Annotated in this window: 18 protein-coding genes and 2 tRNA genes; 6 read left to right on the forward strand and 14 right to left on the reverse strand. The window is 42.4% G+C overall.

The window, feature by feature from the left end; translation table 11 throughout:
* Window positions 1-209 precede the first annotated feature (209 nt).
* Entirely contained in the window at window positions 210-1,364 is a 1,155-nt protein-coding gene (gene solA / locus EGN73_RS15775; protein WP_219291981.1) for an N-methyl-L-tryptophan oxidase, read from the forward strand.
* 93 nt (window positions 1,365-1,457) lie between these two features.
* Here the strand turns inward: solA and EGN73_RS15780 are convergent, their stop codons facing one another.
* The gene (locus EGN73_RS15780; RefSeq protein ID WP_219291984.1) at window positions 1,458-2,159 is read right to left on the reverse strand and encodes an NUDIX hydrolase; all 702 of its coding nucleotides are present in this window, start codon (window positions 2,157-2,159) and stop codon (window positions 1,458-1,460) included.
* A gap of 351 nt (window positions 2,160-2,510) precedes the next feature.
* Between EGN73_RS15780 and EGN73_RS15785 the strand changes: the two genes are divergently transcribed.
* Complete coding sequence (locus EGN73_RS15785) at window positions 2,511-4,151, forward strand: carboxylesterase/lipase family protein (protein ID WP_219291989.1); 1,641 nt, start codon at window positions 2,511-2,513, stop codon at window positions 4,149-4,151.
* Between the two features lie 394 nt (window positions 4,152-4,545).
* On the opposite strand, the gene EGN73_RS15790 is transcribed toward EGN73_RS15785, so the two are convergent.
* The 3 genes from EGN73_RS15790 to EGN73_RS15800 all read right to left on the reverse strand — a co-directional run bounded on the left by EGN73_RS15790 (window position 4,546) and on the right by EGN73_RS15800 (window position 7,077).
* A complete protein-coding gene (locus tag EGN73_RS15790; RefSeq protein WP_219291991.1) occupies window positions 4,546-5,460 on the reverse strand; it encodes a sterol desaturase family protein in 915 nt (304 codons plus the stop codon).
* Window positions 5,461-5,648: 188 nt separating this feature from the next.
* On the reverse strand, window positions 5,649-6,602 hold the full coding sequence (locus EGN73_RS15795) for a proline iminopeptidase-family hydrolase (RefSeq protein ID WP_246611612.1): 954 nt from the start codon (window positions 6,600-6,602) through the stop codon (window positions 5,649-5,651).
* 10 nt (window positions 6,603-6,612) lie between these two features.
* A complete protein-coding gene (locus EGN73_RS15800; RefSeq protein WP_219291994.1) occupies window positions 6,613-7,077 on the reverse strand; it encodes a GlcG/HbpS family heme-binding protein in 465 nt (154 codons plus the stop codon).
* Between the two features lie 115 nt (window positions 7,078-7,192).
* Here EGN73_RS15800 and EGN73_RS15805 point away from each other — a divergent pair, with 115 nt between their 5' ends.
* Window positions 7,193-8,296, forward strand: a complete 1,104-nt coding sequence (locus EGN73_RS15805; protein ID WP_219291998.1) for a Gfo/Idh/MocA family protein — start codon at window positions 7,193-7,195, stop codon at window positions 8,294-8,296.
* A gap of 145 nt (window positions 8,297-8,441) precedes the next feature.
* Here the strand turns inward: EGN73_RS15805 and recG are convergent, their stop codons facing one another.
* The 6 genes from recG to dapF form a co-directional block, all read right to left on the reverse strand.
* Entirely contained in the window at window positions 8,442-10,535 is a 2,094-nt protein-coding gene (gene recG / locus EGN73_RS15810; protein WP_219292001.1) for an ATP-dependent DNA helicase RecG, read from the reverse strand.
* Window positions 10,536-10,794: 259 nt separating this feature from the next.
* Entirely contained in the window at window positions 10,795-11,577 is a 783-nt protein-coding gene (locus tag EGN73_RS15815) for a S1/P1 nuclease (RefSeq protein WP_219292003.1), read from the reverse strand.
* Window positions 11,578-11,877: 300 nt separating this feature from the next.
* Entirely contained in the window at window positions 11,878-13,065 is a 1,188-nt protein-coding gene (locus tag EGN73_RS15820) for a M20 metallopeptidase family protein (RefSeq protein ID WP_219292006.1), read from the reverse strand.
* Window positions 13,025-13,591: a hypothetical protein gene (locus EGN73_RS15825; RefSeq protein WP_219292009.1), complete on the reverse strand. Its 567-nt coding sequence runs from the start codon at window positions 13,589-13,591 to the stop codon at window positions 13,025-13,027. Before EGN73_RS15825 ends, EGN73_RS15820 begins: the two co-directional genes overlap by 41 nt.
* A 13-nt stretch (window positions 13,592-13,604) precedes the next feature.
* The gene (gene secA, locus EGN73_RS15830) at window positions 13,605-16,982 is read right to left on the reverse strand and encodes a preprotein translocase subunit SecA (RefSeq protein WP_219292014.1); all 3,378 of its coding nucleotides are present in this window, start codon (window positions 16,980-16,982) and stop codon (window positions 13,605-13,607) included.
* 110 nt (window positions 16,983-17,092) lie between these two features.
* Window positions 17,093-17,881, reverse strand: a complete 789-nt coding sequence (dapF, locus tag EGN73_RS15835) for a diaminopimelate epimerase (protein WP_219292017.1) — start codon at window positions 17,879-17,881, stop codon at window positions 17,093-17,095.
* 192 nt (window positions 17,882-18,073) lie between these two features.
* On the opposite strand from dapF, the gene EGN73_RS15840 reads away from it, so the two are divergent.
* From EGN73_RS15840 to EGN73_RS15850, 3 genes are all read left to right on the forward strand, one after another.
* Window positions 18,074-18,850 (forward strand): superoxide dismutase, encoded by a 777-nt coding sequence (locus tag EGN73_RS15840; RefSeq protein WP_219292019.1) that lies wholly within the window; start codon window positions 18,074-18,076, stop codon window positions 18,848-18,850.
* A gap of 211 nt (window positions 18,851-19,061) precedes the next feature.
* On the forward strand, window positions 19,062-19,826 hold the full coding sequence (locus EGN73_RS15845; protein WP_246611613.1) for a hypothetical protein: 765 nt from the start codon (window positions 19,062-19,064) through the stop codon (window positions 19,824-19,826).
* A gap of 79 nt (window positions 19,827-19,905) precedes the next feature.
* Window positions 19,906-20,370 (forward strand): pyrophosphohydrolase domain-containing protein, encoded by a 465-nt coding sequence (locus EGN73_RS15850; RefSeq protein WP_219292025.1) that lies wholly within the window; start codon window positions 19,906-19,908, stop codon window positions 20,368-20,370.
* A 111-nt stretch (window positions 20,371-20,481) separates the two neighbouring features.
* Here EGN73_RS15850 and EGN73_RS15855 read toward each other — a convergent pair.
* From EGN73_RS15855 to mutS, 4 genes are all read right to left on the reverse strand, one after another.
* Window positions 20,482-20,565: transfer RNA gene (locus tag EGN73_RS15855), tRNA-Leu, on the reverse strand.
* Window positions 20,566-20,633: 68 nt separating this feature from the next.
* Window positions 20,634-20,709 (reverse strand) — tRNA-Gly (locus tag EGN73_RS15860).
* A gap of 146 nt (window positions 20,710-20,855) precedes the next feature.
* Window positions 20,856-21,656, reverse strand: coding sequence for a LuxR C-terminal-related transcriptional regulator (locus EGN73_RS15865; protein ID WP_219292028.1), 801 nt, complete (start codon window positions 21,654-21,656; stop codon window positions 20,856-20,858).
* A gap of 47 nt (window positions 21,657-21,703) precedes the next feature.
* Entirely contained in the window at window positions 21,704-24,316 is a 2,613-nt protein-coding gene (mutS, locus tag EGN73_RS15870) for a DNA mismatch repair protein MutS (RefSeq protein ID WP_219292031.1), read from the reverse strand.
* Window positions 24,317-24,320 lie beyond the last annotated feature (4 nt).

Here is a 24,320-nt window from a genome sequence, read left to right on the forward strand (position 1 = left end):
ATGAAAAAGTAGCCAAAAAATCAAGAATTTCGAATCCTATCCGCGCTCAAGGCCTGCGCTGGCCCGGTCGAAATTCATCCCACCCTCCAAAATCCCAATTTACTGTTAAATGTAAAGTTGACGGTTTTGCTCTTAAGGTTTAACTTGTAAGGATCCGGATACTTATAATCTATTAATATCATTTAAACCAATTAGTATCAAAAAAAGGTATGTCCAAAACTTATGACATCGCGGTAATAGGTCTAGGGGCATTGGGTTCCTCGGCTCTTTGGCAATTGTCCAAATCCGGAAAAAGTATTTTGGGACTGGATCAGTTTTCGCCTCCGCATGACATGGGTTCATCCCACGGAGAATCCAGAATCACCCGGCTTGCTGTAGGAGAAGGGCAGGATTTTATTCCAATCGTAAAAAGATCTCACAAGATATGGCAGGAGCTGGAAAAGCTGTCCGGAAAACAGGTTTATTTCCAAACGGGCGGTTTGCTTTTTGACACTTCTTCTAAAGCCTGGTCCAAGCATGGGTCAGAAGGATTTTTTGAAAGAACGCTTGCTTTTGCACAGAGTGCGGACATCAAGCATGAGGTTTTGGATGGAAAAAAGGTAAAAAGCGTTCACCCCGAATTCTGTTTGGACGATCATGCCAAGGCCTATTTTGAGCCAAGTGCCGGGGTGCTCAAGCCTGAATTGGCCATACAAACGCAATTGGACCTGGCGGCATCCAATGGAGCAGTGATCAAAGCCCACTACAAGGTTATAGGGATAAGGTCAAGTCAACACGGGGTCCAAATATTAACGAATCATGGGGATTTTGAAGCGAGAAAAGTTCTTATCAGTGCAGGACCTTGGGTAAAGGATTTCCTTCCAGAAGATGTCAAATATCAATTTAAGATTTGCAGGCAAGTTCTTTACTGGTTGCCTGTCACCCCGGGATTTTATGAATTGGGAAAAACACCGGTTTTTATGTGGGGTTTCGGTCCACGACCCGAAGATTTTATTTATGGCTTCCCATCGCTGGACGGTCAGACAGCCAAGATTGCATCGGAATCATTTTTGGAAAGCCATCATCCGGATACCCTCAACCGAACGGTCTCAGAAAATGAAGGCCAGCTCTTTTTGGAAGAAAAAATCAAAGATAAATTCAAAGGACTAAGGCCGGAAATTATCAAATCCAAAGTCTGTATTTATACAGTGACAGAAGACTCCAACTTTGTAGTGGATGAATTACCTGATTTTCCCGAAGTCTTGGTAGCCTCTGCCTGTAGCGGGCATGGATTCAAACACTCCGCAGGTCTCGGAGAGGCCATCGCGCAAAAGCTTTTGAACCAAAAATCCGATATAGACATCAGTCCTTTTCAGTGGAAATAAGGGAGGCGTAACCTGCCAGGTTTTTAAAAATCTATTCGGGTTATTGATGATTTTTTGATAAATAAACCTGGCAGGTTTAAATTTATCAAAAAACTATTCTTTGAAGCTGTACAGGTAGGGTGCTTTGTGGCTTTTACCAGTAAAGAGCTTTTCATGCCTCTCCAAAATCTCCAAGCCCAGCATTTTTCGTTGAAAACTGGTCCTTCGCAATTTTTCCCCCAAAATAGATTCATACACCTGCTGCAGTTCTTTCATGGTAAACCTTTCGGGCAAGAGCTTTCCCCCAATCAACTTCCTGTCAAGATTTTCTCTTAGCGTCTGAAGGGCCTTTTGGACAATTTTTTGGTGGTCCAGGATCAATTCTGGAAGGTCCTCTATATCATACCAAGCGATAGAATCTGATAGCGTATCAGGCTGAAGGGTGACTTTTTCAAAATCGATGAGCGCATAATAGGCAATGGACAGAAACCTGTCCAAGAGCCAGAAATCATTCTCCACCTCATATCCGTTGGCAGCAAGAATGGTTTTCATCACCTGAGGCTCATGCCGCTTGAGGTTACCGAAAGTCTGGAACTGCTCCAGATAAATGTCTGCCAACCCTGTCCTTTCCTTCAGGCCCCTTTTGACAGCTTCATTAAGGTCCTCATTCCTGCCCACAAACCCGCCCGGCAATGCCAGCCAACCCGTGGACTTGTATTCCATCAATAGGATTTTCAATTGACCTTTGGAAAATCCAAAAATTACTGAATCATAAGCTATGTGGGGTAAAAAGTCAGATGTGGTCGGTAAAGGCATGTGTCTTGTTGAGAATATGAATTTGGATTTTACAGAAAGGAAATGACAAAATTACGCGTCATGCTGAGCGGAGCTTGCGGAGTCGAAGCATCTCTCACATGGTAGGAGATTCTTCACTGCGTTCAGAATGACGATCCCTCAATATCTGTCAATGGTAGTGAGGAACGAACGAAGAATCTCCTGCACTCAAGTCAAAGAGACCCCCCGAAAGAATCGGGGCAGGCTTTCGTTTTACTCAGGGTGACGTGCCGCCCCGATTTATGTCATTAATATTTCGGTCCTAAGTAAATAGGTTTTTTCCAAACAAACAATTATTATTGTCTCAATAGGTAACAATAGACTGCTTTAACCATGAAATTCAAACTTATCATCAACTCATTTCTATTACTGCTGATTGCAGGCAATGTTTTGGCCCAGCAATCCGGCAATTACTACTTACCAGTGCAGACAAAAATCAAAAACGGCCTGATCGAGGGAAATTACGATACGGAGTCCAGAGTGGCAAAATATTTCGGAATTCCTTTTGCCAAGCCGCCGGTTGATGAGCTGCGGTGGAAAGCTCCCCAAGCACCAGAAAATTGGGAGGGAGTAAAAGAAACCAAGAAATTCGGTCCTAGGCCAGTACAGGCCAATGTATTTGGGGACATGAATTCCTGGTCGGATGGCCTGAGTGAAGATTGCCTGTACCTGAATGTCTGGACACCTGCCAAAAGAGGGGAAAAAGGACTCCCAGTCTTATTTTACATTTATGGAGGTGGTTTTGTAGCCGGTGATGCCTCCGAGCCAAGATACAATGGTGAGAGCATGGCCAAAGAAGGTGTTGTGGTAGTTACGGCCAATCACAGATTAAATATTTTTGGCTTTTTGGCACACCCGGAACTCAGTTCCGAAGCAACTTACAAGGCCTCCGGCAATTATGGTTTACTCGATCAGGCCTTAGCTTTACAATGGGTGAAAGATAACATTGAGGCATTCGGGGGTGATCCTGACAAAATCACCATAGCCGGTGAATCAGCAGGCTCCATTTCAGTATCTTATCAAATGGCTTCACCCCTGTCCAGAGGGCTGATTGCGGGTGCTATTGGCGAAAGTGGGGCAGGGATTTTTCCTACTTTGGCTCCAGTAAGCCTGAAAGAAGCTGAACAAACAGGAAAGGAATTTCTGGAAAGCAAGGGAATAAATTCCATAGCAGAGTTGAGAAAGATGTCTACTAAGGACATTTTTGAAATGTATACCGAAACGGGAAGGTTTGGCTTTCCGGTAGTATTGGACAATTACTTTTTGGATAAAACCCTACCTGAAACCTTTGAAGCTGGTCAGCAGGCCCAGGTACCACTCTTGGTAGGTTGGAATTCAGCTGAAATGAACGGAATGGCCTTTATGCAGGGAAAACCATACACCAAAGAGAATTTTGTAGCAAAAGTAAAAGAAACTTATCCTGAGGATTATGAAGAAGTTTTGAAAATGTATCCTCATAGCAATGCAGAAGAAGTAGCCCAATCTGCCACAGATTTGGCCTCTGACAGGTTTATCGTATACAGTACCTGGAAATGGGCTGATTTGCATAGAAAAAACTCAGAGCAACCTGTCTACCGCTACCTATTCAGCAAACTTAGACCGCCATTGGTGGACAAGTCTTTGACATCAGGATTTGCAGGAGGTACGGTTAGGGCAGAGAGCGCTGAACCGGCACCAAAAGCTATTGGTGCACCTCATGCCATGGAAATTGAATATGCCATGGGCAATCTTCATCTGATTAAGGATTATGAATGGACAGCAGAGGACAACAAAGTTTCAAAAACCATGTTTGGCTACTTTACCAATTTTGTGAAAACAGGAGATCCCAATGGTGATGGATTGCCGGATTGGCCAAAAGTAGGTAAAGAAGAAAAGAACCCTTCTATCATCAATATTGATGTCAAAACTGAAAAAGAAAAAGCCGAAAAAGATCATCGCTACCATTTCCATGATCGGTTTTATCAGAAAAACTAATTACATGAAAAGTATGAAAAGGGGCCAAAAGCCTCTTTTTTTGTTAATTGCGCTAGCCATCTAGCCTAATTTATATAAATTGAGCTATTCAGTTAGCGTATTTTATGTACATTCCGCTAATTTGATAAACGAATTTAGGCATGAAAATTTCAAGATATGTATTTGATTGCTTGAAAAGCAGATAGGAAAACAAAAAAACCTGAAAGCATTAAAATTGCTCTCAGGTTTATTTCATTTTACTCTGACCAGAAATATCAAAGCCTGACACTTACAATACATTATGAATTCCCAATTTTAGAATACGGTCGAACTTTCAATTCTTAATATCCCAGTATCCAATCAATCTCGATCAATGTCCGCAGGTTCAGGACCTGTAATACATGAAGCAATTCATTTATCCATTCACCTTCACCCTAGTCTTCTCCTCATATTCTTTCTGAAACTCCATCTTTTTGGCTTCCAGTTCACTTGGCCTGGTAAACACCATGGCATAAGCTTCTTTGAGTGAGCGGGAATTTCTGACATCCTTTACAATGTCAGACCATTCGTGAAAATTTAGGGTAATGGGATTATAAGATTTGATCTGTTTTGTCAGACCGTAGTCCGGTCTTTCTTCCTCTGGTTGGAAAGTACCAAACATCCTGTCCCAAATGATAAATGTGGAGCCGTAGTTTTTGTCCAGATACTTCTCGTTACTGGCATGATGCACCCTATGATGTGATGGAGTGGTGAAGAAAAATTCAATCGGTCTAGGAAGCTTGGTGATGTACTCCGTATGGATCCAAAACTGGTACAAAACAGCCAATTGATGGACTATAAAGAACACCACTGGGTGGAAACCTGCCAATGCCACAGGAATGAAGAAAATGATCTTGATATGCTGGGTCCAGCTTAGACGGAAAGAAACTGACCAATTGTACTTTTCTGAATTATGGTGTGTCACATGTGTAGCCCACCAAAAACGGTTTTCATGTGCTATTCTATGTGCCCAATACCTCCAGAAATCCAACCAGAACAAACACAGTACAAATGACCACCAGGTCATAGGGATGGTCCAAGGAACGAGGTTGTAGAAAAACAGGATGATCCCGAATGTTACCACTTTGATCGCGGCGCTCATGGCCACATTCACCAAGCCAATCACTGTAGCTGCTATCGTATCTTTACTGTCATAATAGTCTTTTTTCTGTCTGTAAGACAGGTACCATTCCAAAGCAACCAGCCCAATCATAATCGGGGCTGCAAACACAATAATGTTAGGGAGGTCCATTTCAGCGATTTGCTGAAAAGTCAATTTTTCTTTATTCATATACTTCTAAAAACTCAAAATACTCTATACTTTCTAATTTCTTAATATACTCAATTCCAACTAATATTCCTTGTAAATATTTACCACTGGGTTCAATTTTACTTGAAAGCTTATTGTAACTCTATCTTTTCATTGAAACACAAATCATTACCATTCAGTGTTTTCCTCTAAAAATCCTAGAAAAAATTTTATCTATTGATCTCATCCAGAAAATCTTTGACAGTCTTAAGGGTAAAATCTTTATTATCATTTAAAGTAGCATGGGCAGCATCCGGAATAACTACAAATCTGGCATCGGGGATCAGGCTGGCATAGTATCCCACCGTACTGGGCCGGGCTTCATCATACTCACCCGTAAAAATCAGAACCGGCACTGCTATTTTTCCCAAATCATTGAGCCTGTCAAAAGTCCTCAAAGTACCTGTGGAAGTAAATTCACTAGGCCCCCACATGTATTCGTAAATTTGCTTCCCAGGGCTAAGGTTCATGTGACTACGGTCTACCTGAGGGCTTTCTTTCCTCCTCACATAAAGGCTGTAATATAATTTGACCGCTTCCTGATAATCTGGATGGTCAAATTCCCCCAACTCCTCGTGGTAGCGGATGACCTGCTGTACAGAATCCGGCAAAGTTGCAATCAAAGTATCTGCATCCGCTATCCACATGTCTGTACTGAACAAAGGACTGCTGAATACTATACCCTTGACCGCGTCAGGATATTCTGAATAATATGAAACCCCCAACATAGTCCCCCATGAAGACCCATAGAGAATAAACTCTTCAAGATCCAAGTGCTTTCTTAACTTTTCTACCTGATCCACATAATGCTCTACTGTCATCAAGCTGGTATCTGATATGGCAGAAGACCTCCCCGAACCCAATTGATCCATAAAAATCAATGGCCCATCATAGGACATTTCTTTGAGTGGTTCGAAACCGAAACTCGCCCCTCCTGGCCCTCCGTGCAGAAGCAATACGGGAAGCTTATTGCCTTCCCCCACGACTTCATACCAGACCTCTCCACCATCCACCTTTACGAAACCTTCTCCGGATTCAAGTTTTTTGACCTCTTTTGTATGACAGGAAATCAAAAGCATCAAAATGCCTGTCATCGTTATGAATAGCTGTCTATAAATTTTCATGTCGTATTTTTTATTTTTCTTCCAATACTTCCAATCCCGCGGCCGCAATTACTCCGTCCTGATCAGATCTGACTCCGGAAATGCCAATAGCGCCTATGCAAAATCCATCCTTAAAAATAGGCAGACCTCCTTCCAAAGCCACTGCATTGGGCAGGGAAAGCATTCGCACATTTCCCTCATTGACCCCATCTTCAAAAACCTTTGTACTCCGCTTAAAGTAAACTGCCGAGCGGGCTTTGGCCTGTGCCACTTCCACACTGCCAATCTGTGTTCCGTCAATTTTCCGAAGTAAAATCAAGTGCCCACCATCATCTACAATGGCGATGACCACAGTCCACTCATTTTCCAAAGCTTTTGCTTCAGCAGCATCAGCTATTTTCTTTGCTTCGGCCAGACTGATATAAGGTTTACTCTGTTGGGAAAAAGACGGAATGCTCATGATCAAGCATAAAAAAAAGGCAAGGTAGTACCTCATGATTCAATGGTTTTAAGATTTTCAGATATTCTAATGTACGGAAAATTTTGCTCCCCTCCCCAAAAACCTTAAATTGAAGGTTTAGCTAAACCTTTTACATTAAACCTATTGAACCATGAAAAATCTGAGTAGAAGAGACACCTTAAAAACCATTTCCTTGGTGTCCGGAATCGGCCTTGTTTCACCTTTTTCCCTTTTTGCTTGTGCTGATCCACCTAAGGACAAAAAGCTCGGGGTAGCACTGGTAGGGCTGGGTTACTACAGCACAGACCTGCTGGCGCCTGCATTGCAGCAGACCAAAAACTGTTACCTGGCCGGAATTGTCACCGGCACCCCATCCAAAGCTGAGGCCTGGAAAGAAAAATACAACATTCCTGAAAAGAACATCTACAACTATAACAACATGGACGGCATCGCCGAAAATGATGATATTGATGTGATCTACATTGTTCTTCCTCCTTCCATGCACATGGAATATACCATCAAGGCAGCAAACACAGGAAAGCATGTTTGGTGCGAAAAACCCATGGCTGTCACAGCGGAAGAATGCCAAGCCATGATCGACGCCTGTAAGAGAAATAATGTTACCCTTTCTATTGGCTATCGCTGTCAACACGAGCCCAACACTTTGGCCTATCAGGATATTGTGAAAAACGAAAAGCTAGGTAAGGTTAAAGCCGTGGACTGTGCAGCGGGATACAGAGAAAACCGGACCGACCACTGGAAACAGAAAAAGGAAATGGGTGGTGGTGTCATCTATGACATGGGCGTATATGCCATTCAAGGTGCCCGTCTGGGCAGTAATATGGAACCCATAGCTGTGAAAAGCGCAAAAATATGGGCCGAAAGGCCGGAAATTTACCAAGATGGGCTTGGAGAAGTGGTGGAAGCCGAACTGGAATTTCCTGGAGGTGTGATCGGTAAAATCAAAACTTCATTCTATGAAAACACAAATTTTCTAACTGTGACCTGTGAAGAGGGCAAGATAGAGATTGAGCCATTTTCATCTTATGCAGGAAACAAGGGGAAAAGCCCACTTGGAGAGATCAATTATCCGTATGAAATTCCTTGGCAACAAGCCAATCAAATGGATATGGACGCTTTGGCAATCATGGAAGGACGACCTATGCCTGTACCGGGAGAAGAGGGATTGCAGGACATTAAGATTGTCGAAGCAATACTTAAATCAGGTGAAACCGGTGAAAGAGTAGCTATTTAAGTCCTATTCATCTGCGCTTACCAGCCATATCTTCAGGAATACAAATACCTCCCGAAGATTTCGGAGATAAGCGCAGATGATTTGAATTGAATTAATCAAACCAATCCCAACCTTCTATCAGCGAAATCTGCGGGAAAAGGAAGCATTAGGAGATCCTACTCCAGTTGATCTGGTGTTTCTTATGGGACCTGATCTGCCGAAGCACCATAGTGTTTTCAGGTTTACTGAGCTCCGGATCATCCTGAATCAACAATGAGGCTGCATCCCTCGCCATGGTAAGAATCGGAGCATCCTTGCTCAGGTCGGCAATCATCAAATCAGCAACGCCACTTTGTTGGGTGCCCATCAGGTCCCCAGGTCCTCTTAGCTTGAGGTCCACATCTGCTATTTCGAAGCCATTATTTGTCCTGACCATGGTGTCCAACCGTACGCGGCTGTCCTTGGACAATTCATATTTACTCATCAAAATACAATAAGACTGATCCGCTCCTCTTCCTACTCTTCCCCTCAATTGATGTAACTGGGAGAGACCAAATCTTTCGGCATTTTCTACAATCATTACCGAAGCATTGGGCACATTCACCCCAACCTCAATAACAGTAGTGGCCACCATGATCTTGGTTTCACCTTTTACAAATCGCTGCATCTCAAAATCCTTCTCGGCTGCTTTCATGTCCCCATGCACGATACTCACCGGAAATTCGGGAAAAGCCCTACAGATACTGTCATAGCCATCCATTAGGCTCTTCAAGTCCATTTTTTCTGACTCCTCGATCAATGGATAAACGATATACACCTGCCGACCTTCCAAAATCTGCTTACGGATAAATCCAAAAACCTTCAACCTGTCTTTGTCATACCTGTGCACGGTCTGAATTGGCTTTCTTCCTGCCGGAAGCTCATCTATGACTGAAATGTCCAGATCACCATACAGGGTCATGGCCAAGGTACGGGGAATAGGAGTAGCTGTCATCACCAGCACATGAGGAAGAAACTCTTTGTTTTTTTCCCAGAGTTTGGCCCTTTGTGCCACTCCAAAGCGGTGCTGTTCGTCTACTATGGCCAATCCCAAATTTCTGAACTGAACAATATCTTCCAAAAGCGCATGCGTACCAATGAGAATATGCAATTCTCCTGAAAGCAACATCTCATGAATGATCTTCCTTGTGGACTTTTTGGTAGACCCTGTCAGCAAAGCAATGCGGAGGCCCATCATGTCAGCATATTCCTTCAGCCCCTCGTGATGCTGATTGGCAAGTATCTCGGTAGGTGCCATAAGACATGCCTGCGCTCCGGAACTGATGGCAATGAGTATGCAGATAAATGCCACCATGGTTTTACCACTGCCCACATCCCCTTGGATAAGCCTGTTCATCTGCTTTCCTGATTTCATATCGGCAAAGGATTCCCTGACTACCCTTTTTTGTGCCTCCGTCAATTCAAAAGGAATGTGTTCTTTGTAAAATTTGGTAAGCAAATCTGTTTGGGAAAGTACCTGACCCCTGGATTTTTCGGTTCTTGTCAGCTTGAGTTTCAACAGCCGGAGTTGTACAAAGAAAAATTCCTCAAACTTGAGCCTAAACCTTGCCTTCTTTAAAATTTCGGGATTATCCGGAAAATGGATTTGACGGATGGCTTCTCTTTTGGAAATTAGATTGAACCTCTGTATGATATCCATGGGCAAAGTTTCCTGAATCTGCGGCAGTGCAGCTTGGACAAGTCCCTCCATAATTTTTGAAATCCCTTTGGAGTCAAGGAACTTTATCCTCAGTTTTTCAGTGGTGGAATATACCGGAAGAAAAGAGCTTCGCTGCTCCAGCCCTTGATTCAGAGGTTCCATCTCAGGGTGGGCAATACTGAATTTTCTACCATACCGGTTTGGCTTTCCGAAAAAAACAAAAGGAACGCCAGTCACCAGTTTTTTGACCACCCATTGGATCCCTTTAAACCAAGTAAGTTCCATTTCCCCAGTATCGTCAAAAATATGGGCTACCAGCCTTTTCTTCCTTCCTTCACCAATGCTTTCTACTTTGCGAATTTTGGCGACGACCTGAACATTTTCCAGTTCTTCGCTTATCTCTCTGATCTTGTAAAACCTTGATCTGTCTTCATAGCGAAAAGGATAATGCTGCAAAAGCTCCCCATAGGTAAAAATATTCAGCTCCTTGTTGATCAAAGCAGCCTTTTGCGGACCCATGCCGCGAAGAAATTCTATTTTGGTGTCAAAAAAAGAGGCCAAGGCTTATTTAAAATTAATTAGGGTTTCAAAATCCTCAGTGAATTTATCAAAGTAAGCTTTGATATCCCTTCTAAAATCTGAAATGGAGGTACTGAGCACGATTTTAAATTTTTGTACACTTACATGTACAAAATAGTTGATTCTTTTTAATCCATAAATATGAAGTACTTTAATTTTTCCTGAAGTCATTATACATTTTTGGTAAAAAAAAGCCGATGATCAATCACCGGCTAAACAAAAGTCGCTGTAAGGTTCAAACTCAATTGGAACCGTAGATTTCTTCCAGAATATCAGCAAGTCTGATTCCGGCAGCTGTAAGTCTCTCTTCAGTATGGTGGTAGTGCTTATAGATATAATCGTACCCTATGCGATTATTTTCAGGAATATCGTACATATCAGGACGGATAGCGGCCGCTTCTCTCAACCAATCCGCTGGTGTTTTGCTGGTGTATTTTTCTTTCAACTCAGGAGTAATTCTTTTATTCAGCTCATGAGCGATTTCTGTGTAACTCATCTTTTTGTTTTCAATCATATCAGAATCCCAGATCGCATGGATGTTGGTTTCCTTATTGAAAAAACTCACTTTTACGTCATTTCCACCCCTATCACCAGGCTTGCCCACGTGAAAAGGCTGATGCAAATCTCCTACAATGTGGATCAGCATTCTGAGTTGATCTCTTTCTTCCTCAGCACTCAAGCCCCCTTTTTTCAGGTTTTCTTTCAGCTGTAGCAAGGCTGAGTATGCATCTCCTCCTTCTTCTTGGATTTCGGGATCATATTCCCCATCCACGGTAGTCACCCAGTGCCAAGTATAGGTATAATCGTATTTTTTGTCTGCGCGGATATTGTCCATCCACACCCCAACACCAGAGATGGATTGCTTCTGTAACACATCCTCTACTTTTTTGACTGTTTCCGGATTCATGTGCCATTCTGCAAGCTTGCCGATTACATAATGCCCGATTCCTCCCCAGGCAAATGATTGGGTATTGATGCTGAAAGCCATCAAAATGGCCAAGATAAGGGTTTTAATTCTTTTCATGTTTTCTTTAATAAACTAGAAATATTATGGATATAATGTAGAAATAAGGTTGAAATATTATTGAAACTGGAGCTTTAGCGGAAGTCCCGAGAGCGAAGCGATTCGGGATAGGCTTAGGGATATTCGTGGATACTGGTAGATATTTATAGATATTGGCTACTTAATGATTGAAATACAGTAGAAATACAATGGAATTATAGTTGAAATAAATTAGAATGAGGGTTGTTTATTATTCTGGCGAACTTGTCTTTCAATAGGTAGAATTAATTTTCTATTTATTTTGCCAAGGGCTTATTTCTTTTATGCTTTCAATTCATTGACTGCAATCCATGCCAGCAGTCCGGCACCGATTTCCATGGCATCCTCATCTATGTCGAAAGTCGGGGTATGAACCCCTGAAGTGATTCCTTTGGATTCATTTCTGGTTCCTAAACGATAGAAACAGCCGTCTATTTCCTGTGTATAGTAAGAAAAATCCTCTGCAGCCATCCAGATGTCCAGGTCTTCTACATTTTCTTCGCCCAAATAGTCTTTAGCAGCATTCTTTGCTCTTTCGGTAAGCTCTTCCGCATTTTTTAGAAAGGGATATCCTTTCCTTACTTCAAAATCCACTTCACCCCCCATGCCTTCTACAATGCCTTTGGCGATTTTCACCATTTGGATATGGGCTTTTGCTCTCCATTCTTCATTTAGCGTGCGGAAAGTACCCTGGATTTTTACTTCATTAGGGATAATGTTGGTCGCACCCAGCGCTTCTATCCTACCAAAAGAAAGAACTGAAGGAATCTTTGGGGAAGCATTTCTGCTCACTACCTGTTGCAATGCCACTATCATATGACTCGCCATCAAAACAGGATCAGCCAGCATTTCCGGCATAGCGCCATGGCCTCCTTTACCTTTCACTGTAATATAAAGTTCATCTGCACTTGCCATGTACATGCCTGAGCGAAAGCCTACTTTCCCGACAGGGATCAAAGGCATTACATGCTGCCCTACTATACCGGAAGGTCTTGGATTTTCAAGTGCTTTGTCCTTGATCATCAATGAAGCTCCGCCGGGGATCAGCTCTTCACCAGGTTGAAAAATCAACTTCACGGTGCCTTCAAATTGGTCTTTCAGCTCATGAAGAATCTTGGCTGCTCCAAGGAGTGAGGAAGTGTGTACATCGTGACCGCAGGCATGCATCACTCCGGGATTCTGGGATTTGTAGGCCACGTCATTCTCCTCCATTATCGGCAATGCATCCATATCTCCCCTAAGAGCAATCGTCTTTTGGGATGGATTGAACCCTTCAATCAAAGCAACAATTCCTGTACCTGCCTTTGTTTCGATTTGGGTTATCCCTATTTCTTTCAGCTTGGAAGTTACAAACTCAGCCGTTTTGTATTCCTGAAAAGAAAGTTCGGGATTGGCATGAAGGTGCCTTCTATTGGAAATAAATTCGGATTTATAGGTCTTGGCTAATGTTCTGATCTGGTCTTTCAACATCCTCTACGGGGTCTGGATTTACATATCCTTCCCTTTGAAACCTGTCCTGTATGATTCTGACAGTAGGGAATTTTTCAATTAATTGGTGGTAATAAGGCTGGGCTTCTATTCTGTTGACAAATTTGCCAACCTTCAAAAGGTAGCGGGGCTGCTGATACTGCATATCTGATTTGATATCAGGAAAGGATTCCTCTAGCTCCTTCTGGGTCTTAAAGGCTTGTTCTCTGTCTACTCCGCTGAACACCAAAACGGTAAAACCGTTCCAGTAACGCTCACCCTTATTTTTATCCTTAAATGCTTTCAAAGCATATTCTAAGTCATCATCAACCGCTTCAGCACTTTCTCTGGGCGCAGCATCTGACACTTTCTTGGCCTGCTCACTCAAATCAGAAAAAGTGATCCTTTCACCGCTGATGTCTTCAGTGTAATCGGCAAACTCATCCGCTTTTGGGCCAGATTTTTTGAAGATGGCACAAGAACTTAACAGGAAAACCGACACTAAAATTGCAATCAAGGATCTTTTCATGATTTCTTTTACTTTATCCGATAATGACACACTTCCCACTTTCGATGTCTTGTTCCACACTTTTGTACTTGACGTCTTTGACTGTTTTACCATCAGCATATTGAACGGTAACACGGTCATTACGTCCATAAACTTTCTCGGATTTTCTAGGCGCTACCACCTGAGGGGCTTCAGTCCGACTGGCTACTGCTGCAGCAGCTTGCCTGCTGGCCCCAGGATTTAGCGTACTGCCAACTTCCTCTTTGGAAGCCGTGACTCTGTTGTCCTCTCGTCTAGGAGCTTGTGCAGCTTTGACCTGATTGGGATCTTGTGTAGGCAGTTCCGCTTTGGCCAAAAATGAAATGGTATCCTCATTGAGTTTGCCTACAAACCTTTTGAACATTTCGAAAGCTTCAAACTTATAGATCAAAAGCGGATCTTTCTGCTCATAAACGGCGTTCTGAACGGACTGTTTCAAGTCATCCATATCCCGAAGGTGCTCTTTCCAGTTTTGATCGATGATGGCCAAGGTTACATTTTTCTCTATAGCTCTGATCAGATCCCTTCCTTCATTACTGACAGTGGATTCAAGGTTGATCACTACACCGATTTGTTTGATACCGTCTGTGATCGGCACCATGATTTCTTTGACTGTGGCGCCACGGTTGTTATATACATCACTCAAGACAGGCATAGCCTTGGTCAGGATGCGTTCATTTTTGGAAACGTAACTTTGATAGGCTGCATCAAATAGTTCTTGAGTAAGCACATTGACATCTTTGGTTTTGATGTCATCCTCGGAGAATTGATGGTCAATTCCAAGTGAACTGTATATGTTCATTCTGAGGTTTTCGATGTCTTCAGTGGTTTTGGCCATCTGAACAATATCAAATGCCACATCATACATGATATTCAGTATGTCCAATTCAAGTCTTTCGCCTTTGAGTGCATTTTTCCTTCTTTTGTAGACCACTTCCCTTTGGGAATTCATGACATCATCATACTCAAGAAGTCTTTTTCTGACACCAAAGTTGTTTTCTTCTACCTTTCTTTGCGCCCTTTCGATAGACTTGGTAATCATGGAATGCTGAATCACTTCTCCCTCTTCCAGTCCCATTCTATCCATGAGCTTGGCAATTCTGTCCGAACCAAACATCCTCATTAGGTTGTCTTCCAGGGAAACAAAGAATTGGGAAGAGCCCACATCTCCTTGACGACCTGATCGACCTCTAAGCTGACGGTCGACACGTCGGGACTCATGCCTTTCAGTACCGATGATGGCCAATCCACCTGCTGCACGGGACTCGGGAGTAAGCTTAATATCTGTACCACGGCCTGCCATGTTGGTTGCGATAGTCACCGTCCCGGGCTTACCTGCCTCTGCTACCACATCTGCCTCACGAGCATGCTGCTTGGCATTCAATACCTGATGGTTGATCTTTCGGATCGTGAGCATTCTGGAAAGCACTTCTGAAATTTCCACAGAAGTAGTACCTACAAGTACCGGTCTTTTGGCCTGGGTTAGTTCTACGATCTCGTCTGCTACTGCATTGAATTTTTCCCTGACTGTTTTGTAGACTTTATCTTCTCTATCGTCTCTGATAATTGGCTTGTTGGTAGGGATCACGACCACATCCAACTTATAAATGGTCCAAAACTCTCCAGCCTCTGTCTCAGCAGTACCGGTCATACCGGCAAGCTTATGGTACATTCTGAAGTAATTCTGAAGGGTAATGGTAGCGTAAGTCTGCGTGGCATCTTCTACTTTTACATTTTCCTTGGCTTCTATGGCCTGGTGTAAGCCATCTGAATACCTTCTTCCCTCCATCACACGGCCTGTCTGCTCATCCACAATCTTCACCTTGCCGTCTACAATTATATATTCTGTATCCTTTTCAAACATACAGTATGCTTTCAGCAACTGATTGACCGTATGGATACGCTGGGCTTTTACACCATAATCTTTGATAATTTCCTCTTTGCGGATCAATTTCTCTTTATCGTCCAAATCTGGATTTTTCTCCATTTCGGCTATCTCCACACCTATATCAGGCATGATAAAGAAGGTAGGATCCTCATTTTTGGCAGTGATAGTTTCTATCCCATTGTCTGTCAATTCTATCCCGTTTGTTTTTTCTTCTATGGTAAATAAAAGCGGTTCGTCCGCCTCAGGCATATTTCTTTTGTTGTCCTGTAGGTAAAAATTTTCGGTCTTTTGTAAAATAACCCGGATACCTGGTTCTGAAAGGTATTTAATCAAAGGCTTATATTTTGGCATACCTCTGTACGCCCTGAAAAGTGCCAATCCACCTTCTTTTTCTTTTCCCTCCGCAATCAATTTTTTGGCAACTGTCAGAAATCCCTGCACAAGCTTTCTTTGCTCATCCACCAAGGTAGCCACTCTTGGCTTCATCTCGTCAAATTCATGCTGATCTCCTCTTGGTACAGGACCGGAGATAATCAAAGGCGTCCTGGCATCATCAATCAATACAGAATCGACCTCATCAATCATGGCAAAATGATGCTTTCCCTGTACCAGATCATCTGCATTTCGGGCCATATTGTCCCTTAGGTAATCAAACCCGAATTCATTATTTGTCCCATAAACAATGTCTGAAGAGTAAGCTTTTCTCCTCGCGTCGGAATTGGGCGGATACTTGTCTATGCAATCCACTGTCAGGCCATGGAACTCAAACAGAGGTGCATTCCACTCAGAATCCCTTTTGGCAAGGTAATCATTGACCGTCACCAGGTGAACACCTCTTCCGGCCAATGCATTGAGATAGGCGGGAAGTGTAGAAACCAATGTTTTACCTTCACCTGTTGCCATTTCGGCGATTTTACCTTTGTGAAGTACCATCCCGCCAATCAGCTGTACGTCATAATGGACCATGTCCCAGACCACTTCACTGCCGGCTGCCATCCACTTGTTGTGCCAGATGGCTTCCTCTCCCTGTATTTCTACGTTTGGTTTTCTGGCCGACAATTCTTTGTCTGCAAGCGTGGCTTTTACCACAAGCTTCCCATTTTCCTTAAATCTTCTTGCAGTCTCTTTTACCACCGCGAAGGCATCTGCCATCACTTTGTCCAAAACGACTTCCAGCTCTTCGTCTCTATCTGCCTCGATTTTTTCGATTTGGGTAAAAAGTGCATCTTTCTCATGAACTTTGTCAGGAGACAGAGCATCAATCTGCTTTTTGAGATCTGCAATATTATCATCAAATGATTTCAGGTCGGCATTGATGATGGACTTGATTTCTTGGGTCTTTTCCCTCAGCTGATCATCTGTCAAAGCCTGTAATTTTTGGAAGGCTTCATTTATTACAGCAACTTTTGGGGTAAACTCTTTTATATCTCTATCCGATTTGGTTCCGAAAACTTTTGCCAAACCTTTGGCTATAAAATCTAACATAATTCTGTTTATATAATTGGGCCTTAAAATTACGGCGTTTTTATTAATTATTTCAATTAGATGGTAGTTTTGAGAAAGACCGCGATGAGCACGTTTTACATGATGACCTTCTAAACCTGAGGCCAGTCTATCTTAAATTTCCCTTCAAATACCTGTTCCGCGGGACCAATGAGGAAAATATTTTCAAAATTACCACCGGCAGATTCCGAAAAGCTCACCATCAAATCCCCTCCAAGTGTTTTGATCCTCACTTTTCTCAGTTCATTCCTGGAGCCAAAGACCAAAGCGCATCCGGTTACCCCTGTTCCGCAGGAAAGGGTTTCATCCTCCACACCTCTTTCATAGGTCCTGACAAAAATGTGATCACTTTCCAAGACCGACACAAAATTGACATTAGTGCCACCAGGTTCATAATCCTTACCATATCTTATCTTAGCACCTTCTTCGACTACCGGGTAGAGTTCTACATTTTCCACAAAACGTACATGGTGCGGAGAGCCGGTATTGACAAAGTAATCTTTTCCTTTGTTGGTAAGGCTTTTTACATTACCCATTTTGAGGCGCACAATTCCCTCGGAAATCCGGGCTTCATGAGCTCCATCTATAGCAAGAAAGTAGGTTGACTCATCAATTATCCCCAAAAACCTGGAAAAAGCCACTGCACATCTTGCACCATTGCCACACATGCTTTGGCTTCCGTCTGCATTGAAGTACACCATCTCGAAGTCATAACCCTCTTTGTGGCGTATAAGGATAAGGCCGTCTGCACCTACTCCAAACTTTCGGTCACAAATTCTGCTTACAAGCTTCAGATCTTGCTCCGGAAAGGCTGCTGACCTGTCATCTATCATTACAAAATCATTGCCTGTACCTTGATATTTATAAAAGGAAATTTCCATTGGCTATAGCCCACAATTGATTGGGAAAACTTTAATTTCAAAAACCAAACCAATAAGAATTGGTTATGCAAACATAAGCATCTTGTCAGAAAATCAGACTTATTGTCTTACTTTCGGTTTTTTTATCGGGCCGAAATCCCTAAATTGGACCGTGTTGTGTATGAATATTTCATTCAATTAAAACCAACTTATATGAAAAAGAAAACTTTTAGTGTGTCCCGTAGATCATTTCTAAGCCATAGCTCTAAGGCTACCCTAATGTTGGGTATTGGCAGCTCAGCTGTTGGTTCCGCATTCTTGACAGCTTGCGGTGGCCGAAATGTAGACTTCGAAGACAAGCCTGCATTGAGTACCGGTTTTGAGCAAACCCCACTGGCTTATGATTATGCTGCTCTGGAACCGCACATTGATGCCATGACCATGGAGATCCACTACACCAAACATGCTGCTGCCTATGCCAATAATCTTGCTGAGGCTGCATCAGAAGAAGGTGTAGATGTAAGCGAACCTCTGGAAGAAGTAATGATGAACATGTCCAAGTACTCCACCAAAATGCGCAATAATGGTGGTGGACATTACAATCATGAGCTGTTCTGGAAAATCATGTCACCAGACGGAGGTGGAGAACCAAGTGGAGACCTTAAGGAGGCTATTGACGGGGCTTTCGGCAGCTTTGATGAATTCAAAACAAAATTTGAAGATGAGGCCAAAGGGAGATTTGGTTCCGGTTGGGCCTGGTTGGTCTTGGACAGAAATAACCTCTTGCAAGTAGGATCTACGCCAAATCAGGATAACCCACTAATGGATCTTTCGGATTTTCAGGGAATTCCATTGATGGGAATAGATGTCTGGGAACATGCTTATTATTTAAATTACCAAAACCGAAGACCCGATTATGTGTCGGCATTTTGGAATGTGATCAATTGGGACGAAGTGAGTAGCAGGTATGCTATTCTTACTAAAAGCTGAGCAATTGTTGCACGGTAAAATATAAGAAAAAACGAAACAGTTAAAACTTAGCGGGCTCTAAAGGGTCCGCTATATTTTTTCCAAAACCTTTATTTTTTTCTTAATTATGGCCATTTTCTCAGGAATTTTGGTGGTGAAATAGGGACTTGGTGGCATACCAATTGCAAAAACAGGTAGCCAAACCAACAATTATTTCACTATGAAAAAAAGTATGAAGAATTACGCAAAAGGATTTTTAATGGTATCCGTTTTGGCTTTAGGATGGGCCTGTACAGAAGATCAAGACGAAACTTTTGACGAACCAAAGAGCAGTGCTTCCCTTTCTGCAACTGTAGAGGGAGAGAATACCAATCCTCCTGAACTCAATGAGAGGATCATTGTCAATGGGTTTTCTACTACCGATTTCAAAGTGGGGATCAAGGAAGTGGAAATGCGTTATGCTGCCAAAGCTGATTTATTGGCTGGGATAGGACTTGGGGGAATCACTCTCAATACTGCTGTCAATGCATCGCTACAAAGCAACGCCTCAAAAGAGCAGACTTTGATTCTTATGAACGGCGGAAGTGTTCAATCCGAAACCATTGCAGAAGGCCAGACTCCGGAAGGAAGTTATCAGGAAATTGACCTGAGACTTTACAAAAACACCGAAACTGAAGAATCAGAGACCATGCACAATAAATCACTTTGGATTTTTGGGCAGATCGATGGCGAAGATTCTCAAATCTGGCTCGACCAAGAACTTTTGATCAGTGCAAGTGCTGAAGAAGAAGATGGGGTAATGGTAGATGGAGAGACAGCCATGGAATTGGTATTTGATCTAAACAAACTTTTTGAAGGAGTGGACTTTTCTACCGCTGTGGACAGCAATGCTGACGGAATGATCGAGATCGGACCAGGTTCCGCTGATGACAATGCAACGATCCTGACACAGATAGAAAGTAACGTGTCTTCAGCAGTTACTTTTAGAAAGAAATAACAGACCATTAATATTATAAAGGGCCGGAAATTCCGGCCTTTTTTGTTTTATTTGAATTGGAAAAAAAGAAAAAGTCAACATGCAAGATCCGAAAAGTCTCACTTCTGTAGCCGCCTTTCACAAGACATTTAAGCACCCCATTTTGGATAATCCTCAAGTTCCTGACACTAACAGGTGTCAACTGAGAGTCTCATTGCTCGCAGAGGAACTGAAGGAACTGGAGGAAGGAATTCAAAACAAAGACATCGTGGAAATAGCGGATGCCTTATGCGATCTTCAATATGTACTTTCGGGTGCCATTTTGGAATTTGGGCTTGCTGAAAAATTCCGAGACCTCTTTGACGAAGTTCAAAGGTCCAACATGAGCAAAGCATGTAAAAGTGAAGAAGAAGCCAAAGCCACCATGGCCCATTATCAAAGTCAGGGTGTAGAATGCTATTTTGAAAAGGAAGAAAACCTGTATTTGGTTTACAGAGCAGGAGATAGAAAAACCCTTAAATCAATCAATTATTCCCCGGCAGATTTAACGTCAATTCTTAAGTGAAGTTGAAATGAAAGGATATTGAAGACCTAGATGTTAACGAATTTAAGCGTATATGTCCAAGGACAAATCATGAATAAAAACAAAAAGCCCCGCATTGCTGCGAGGCTTCTGTACCAGGAGCGGGAATCGAACCCGCACGGCCTAATGGCCACAAGATTTTAAGTCTTGCGTGTCTACCAGTTCCACCATCCCGGCTTCACTCCGACGCATGTCTGAGCTACTTTTTCTTCTAAACAACAAAGCCCTTTTTCAAGGGCTTTGGATGGAGCGAGAGACGAGATTCGAACTCGCGACCCCGACCTTGGCAAGGTCGTGCTCTACCAACTGAGCTACTCTCGCTTTTCAATACATTTGGAGGAAATCCTTTCGTTTTCCCCTTTTGTGTGTGCAAAGGTATACCCATTTTCCAAAATTGCAAAAGGCACTTCTAAAAAAAATTTTAAGCTTTACACTTCAGCACACCCTCAAAATTGATAATCAGCAACTTAATTTATCTTTAAATTGCTCAAAATCCTGATCATTTCTGCAGTATTTTTGGCATTTAACTTTTTCAGAATCTTTTTCCTATGCGTAAATACCGTATTAGCAGATATCGATAAAGCATCTGCTATTTCCTGAGACCCCATCCCCTGAGCAATCATTATTGCAATCTGTTTCTCCTTTTTCGTCAAAAGAGACTTCTCAACTATAAAATCTCCTTTCTTGTAAAGTATCTTTTTCCCTGAATCTTTTACATAAGAGAAACTCCAGTCATATCCTGTTAAGTGCTCGTTGTTGGTAACTTGAAAACCTATGTGAAGATCATATATAAAATTGCCGTGTTCATCTATCAAATAGGGCTTGGCTTTTGTGAAAAACCAAATCTCTTCCTGAGTAAATTTATGCAGCCACCTTAGGGTATAAGAAAGCTCAAAGGTTTTTTTTTCTTCCAAGCTGGCTGAATTGAAATGCTCCAATACCTTGTTGTTGAATGCTACATGCTCTCTGGCATCGTCTGGATGAAGGGCTGAAATCACTCCGGCGACACCATTACTTTCCAAATACTCTGCAGAATAACCACTAATTTCCTCAATATTTTTAGTAAAAAAAGCCAAACTGAGATCTCTGTAATCAAAACATCCCATGATCAAACCTTCCTTCATAGAAAGCGTCTGACTTAACTTTTTCAAATCTTCTATGATTTGTTTTTCATCTGGGATGGATACAGGCCCTTTATCTTTCCAATAAGAGAAAAATTCCGAGAGTTTTTTTTGTTTTTGTAGCTCCTCTATTAAGCTAATTCCCATAAGCAAACAGTCTAGTTTAAAAACAATCTACCTTTTAAACTGAATTTTCACCCTTCAAGTTTCTTTTTTATTTCATTTAGCTTTATCAGGGCCTCTACAGGAGATATAGTATTGATATCAATTTTTTCAAGCATCTCCTGAGCTTCTTTAAATTTTGGATCCATCTCAAACAAGCTCAGTTGGTAATTGTTCTTGGGCATTTCTTTGATTTTCTCCTTTGAATTGTTCAATGCTTTGTCCTTTTCCAGATGAAGCATAATTTCGGATGCCCTCAGTACAACAGCATTTGGCATACCTGCCATTTGAGCTACATGGATACCAAAACTATGCTCACTTCCACCTTCCTTCAGTTTCCTCATAAAAATGACCTTATTCCCTACTTCTTTGACCGAAACATTGAAGTTTTTGATTTTAGAAAAATCTTCAGTGAGCTGGTTGAGTTCGTGGTAATGGGTGGCGAAAAGCGTTTTGGCGCGGAATTTTGGATGGTTGTGCAAAAATTCTACGATAGACCATGCTATGGAAATCCCGTCGTAGGTAGACGTCCCTCGGCCGATTTCATCCATCAGTACCAAACTCCTATCGGAGAGATTGTTCAGGATACTGGCGGTCTCTGTCATTTCGACCATGAAGGTAGACTCCCCTTTTGAAAGGTTATCTGAAGCACCTACTCTTGTAAAAACTTTGTCGATAATCCCTATTCTGGCATAGGTCGCAGGCACAAAACTCCCCATCTGAGCCATTAGGACAATCAAAGCAGTTTGTCTCAACAAGGCTGATTTACCGGCCATGTTAGGGCCCGTAATGATGATGATCTGTTGGCTATCATTATCCAGGTAAATGTCATTGGGTACGTAAGGTTCCCCTACAGGTAATTGCTTTTCGATCACTGGGTGTCTACCATCTTTGATTTCAAGGGAATCTGTATCCGAAATCTTGGGCATACAATAACTGTTAGATCTAGCTACAGTAGCAAAAGAAAGCAAACAATCTATCGTTGCCAACACTCTGGCATTCTGCTGTACCTGGGTCACGTACTCCGAAGCATCCTGCACCAAAGCCAAAAAATATTTCTGCTCAATGGCAATCATCCTCTCCTCCGCGTTGAGGATTTTTTCTTCATATTCTTTGAGCTCTGGAGTGATGTATCTTTCTGCATTGACCAAAGTCTGCTTTCTGATCCATTCTTGAGGCACTTTGTCCTTATGGGCATTGGTGACTTCCAGATAGTACCCAAAGACCTTATTGAAAGCAACCTTAAGAGAGCTTATACCTGTACGCTGCATTTCCCTTTGCTGTAGGGCTACCAGATAATCTTTGCCTGTATTGGCCAAACCTCTATATTCATCCAGCTCCGCATCTACGCCATCGTTAATGATATTGCCCTGATGAACCAGCATTGGAGCATCTTCCTGAAGCTCCTTTTCTATTTTTTCGAGCAAAAATTCACAAGAGTGTATCTGGTCTGAAAGTTTTTTTAAGGTGCTGCTGCTGGATTGTCTGAGCAGCTCTTTGATAGGAAGGGTGTTTTTGAGGGCCTTTTTCAGCTGATTCATTTCCCTTGGATTGATTCTTCCTACGGCAACTTTGGAAATGAGCCTTTCCAAATCTCCTATATGCTTGAGGTGTAAGAGGATTTTTTCTCCCAATTCTGTTTCTTCAAAAAAGAACTCCACCACTTTGAGCCTTTCTTCTATCGGTTCTTTCTCTTTCAAAGGAAGCACCATCCATTTTTTCATCATTCGAGACCCCATAGGAGTGACTGACTGATCCAATATGGCGATCAAAGGAACCCCACCTTCTTGCTGGGGAAACACCAACTCGAGGTTACGGATAGTAAACTTATCCAACCAAACGTATTTTTCCTCTGCAATCCGGGATATGGACACAATATGCTTTACTTCCTTATGCTCTGTCTCTTCCAGATAATACAATATGGCTCCAGCAGCTATTGTAGCCATTTGCATGGTTTCTATCCCAAAGCCTTTGAGATTGGCTGTGGAAAAATGGGTGGTAAGCTTCTCATAGGTATAATCATACTGATACACCCAATCCTCACAATGAAAAAATGTATAGTTATCTTTGAGTATTTCCTGGGCTTTTGCTTTGAAAGCTTTCGAAAAAATGACCTCGGAAGGAGCAAAGCTCTGAAGTAGCTTCTCGATATAGGATTGGGAACCTTCTGCAGCCATAAACTCCCCCGTAGAAAGGTCCAAGAATGAAACTCCCAGTGCTTCCTTTCCAAAATAAATAGATGCGAGATAATTATTTTTTCTTTTGTCCAGGACATTATCATTGAAAGAGAGTCCGGGTGTCACCAGTTCGGTCACCCCCCTCTTTACGATTCCTTTTACCTCTTTTGGATCTTCCAGCTGATCACAAATGGCCACTCTATTGCCGGCTCTGACCAATTTGGGCAGGTAATTGTCCAGGGAGTGGTGGGGAAATCCCGCAAGTTCGATGTGTGAGGCGGCTCCATTGGCTCTTTTGGTGAGAACGATATCCAGAACCTTGCTGGCTGTGATTGCATCTTCACCGAAAGTCTCATAAAAATCCCCGACTCTGAATAGAAGCAATGCTCCCGGATGCTTTGCCTTGATCGCATTGTATTGCTTCATGAGCGGGGTTTCTTTTACTTCCTTTGATTTCACCTTGGCCATATCC

Origin of the sequence: Arthrospiribacter ruber (assembly GCF_019343195.1) — a bacterium.
In the GTDB taxonomy this organism is placed as follows: domain Bacteria; phylum Bacteroidota; class Bacteroidia; order Cytophagales; family Cyclobacteriaceae; genus Arthrospiribacter; species Arthrospiribacter ruber.

Coding starts and splice junctions, on each gene's coding strand:
- solA (WP_219291981.1), top strand. CDS start 210: ATGTCCAAAACTTATGACATCGCGGTAATAGGTCTAGGGGCATTGGGT.
- EGN73_RS15805 (WP_219291998.1), top strand. CDS start 7,193: ATGAAAAATCTGAGTAGAAGAGACACCTTAAAAACCATTTCCTTGGTG.
- EGN73_RS15850 (WP_219292025.1), top strand. CDS start 19,906: ATGCAAGATCCGAAAAGTCTCACTTCTGTAGCCGCCTTTCACAAGACA.
- mutS (WP_219292031.1), bottom strand. CDS start 24,316: ATGGCCAAGGTGAAATCAAAGGAAGTAAAAGAAACCCCGCTCATGAAG.
- EGN73_RS15845 (WP_246611613.1), top strand. CDS start 19,062: ATGAAGAATTACGCAAAAGGATTTTTAATGGTATCCGTTTTGGCTTTA.
- EGN73_RS15840 (WP_219292019.1), top strand. CDS start 18,074: ATGAAAAAGAAAACTTTTAGTGTGTCCCGTAGATCATTTCTAAGCCAT.
- EGN73_RS15825 (WP_219292009.1), bottom strand. CDS start 13,591: ATGAAAAGATCCTTGATTGCAATTTTAGTGTCGGTTTTCCTGTTAAGT.
- EGN73_RS15790 (WP_219291991.1), bottom strand. CDS start 5,460: ATGAATAAAGAAAAATTGACTTTTCAGCAAATCGCTGAAATGGACCTC.
- EGN73_RS15795 (WP_246611612.1), bottom strand. CDS start 6,602: ATGAAAATTTATAGACAGCTATTCATAACGATGACAGGCATTTTGATG.
- EGN73_RS15815 (WP_219292003.1), bottom strand. CDS start 11,577: ATGAAAAGAATTAAAACCCTTATCTTGGCCATTTTGATGGCTTTCAGC.
- secA (WP_219292014.1), bottom strand. CDS start 16,982: ATGTTAGATTTTATAGCCAAAGGTTTGGCAAAAGTTTTCGGAACCAAA.
- dapF (WP_219292017.1), bottom strand. CDS start 17,881: ATGGAAATTTCCTTTTATAAATATCAAGGTACAGGCAATGATTTTGTA.
- EGN73_RS15780 (WP_219291984.1), bottom strand. CDS start 2,159: ATGCCTTTACCGACCACATCTGACTTTTTACCCCACATAGCTTATGAT.
- EGN73_RS15820 (WP_219292006.1), bottom strand. CDS start 13,065: ATGTTGAAAGACCAGATCAGAACATTAGCCAAGACCTATAAATCCGAA.
- EGN73_RS15865 (WP_219292028.1), bottom strand. CDS start 21,656: ATGGGAATTAGCTTAATAGAGGAGCTACAAAAACAAAAAAAACTCTCG.
- EGN73_RS15800 (WP_219291994.1), bottom strand. CDS start 7,077: ATGAGGTACTACCTTGCCTTTTTTTTATGCTTGATCATGAGCATTCCG.
- EGN73_RS15785 (WP_219291989.1), top strand. CDS start 2,511: ATGAAATTCAAACTTATCATCAACTCATTTCTATTACTGCTGATTGCA.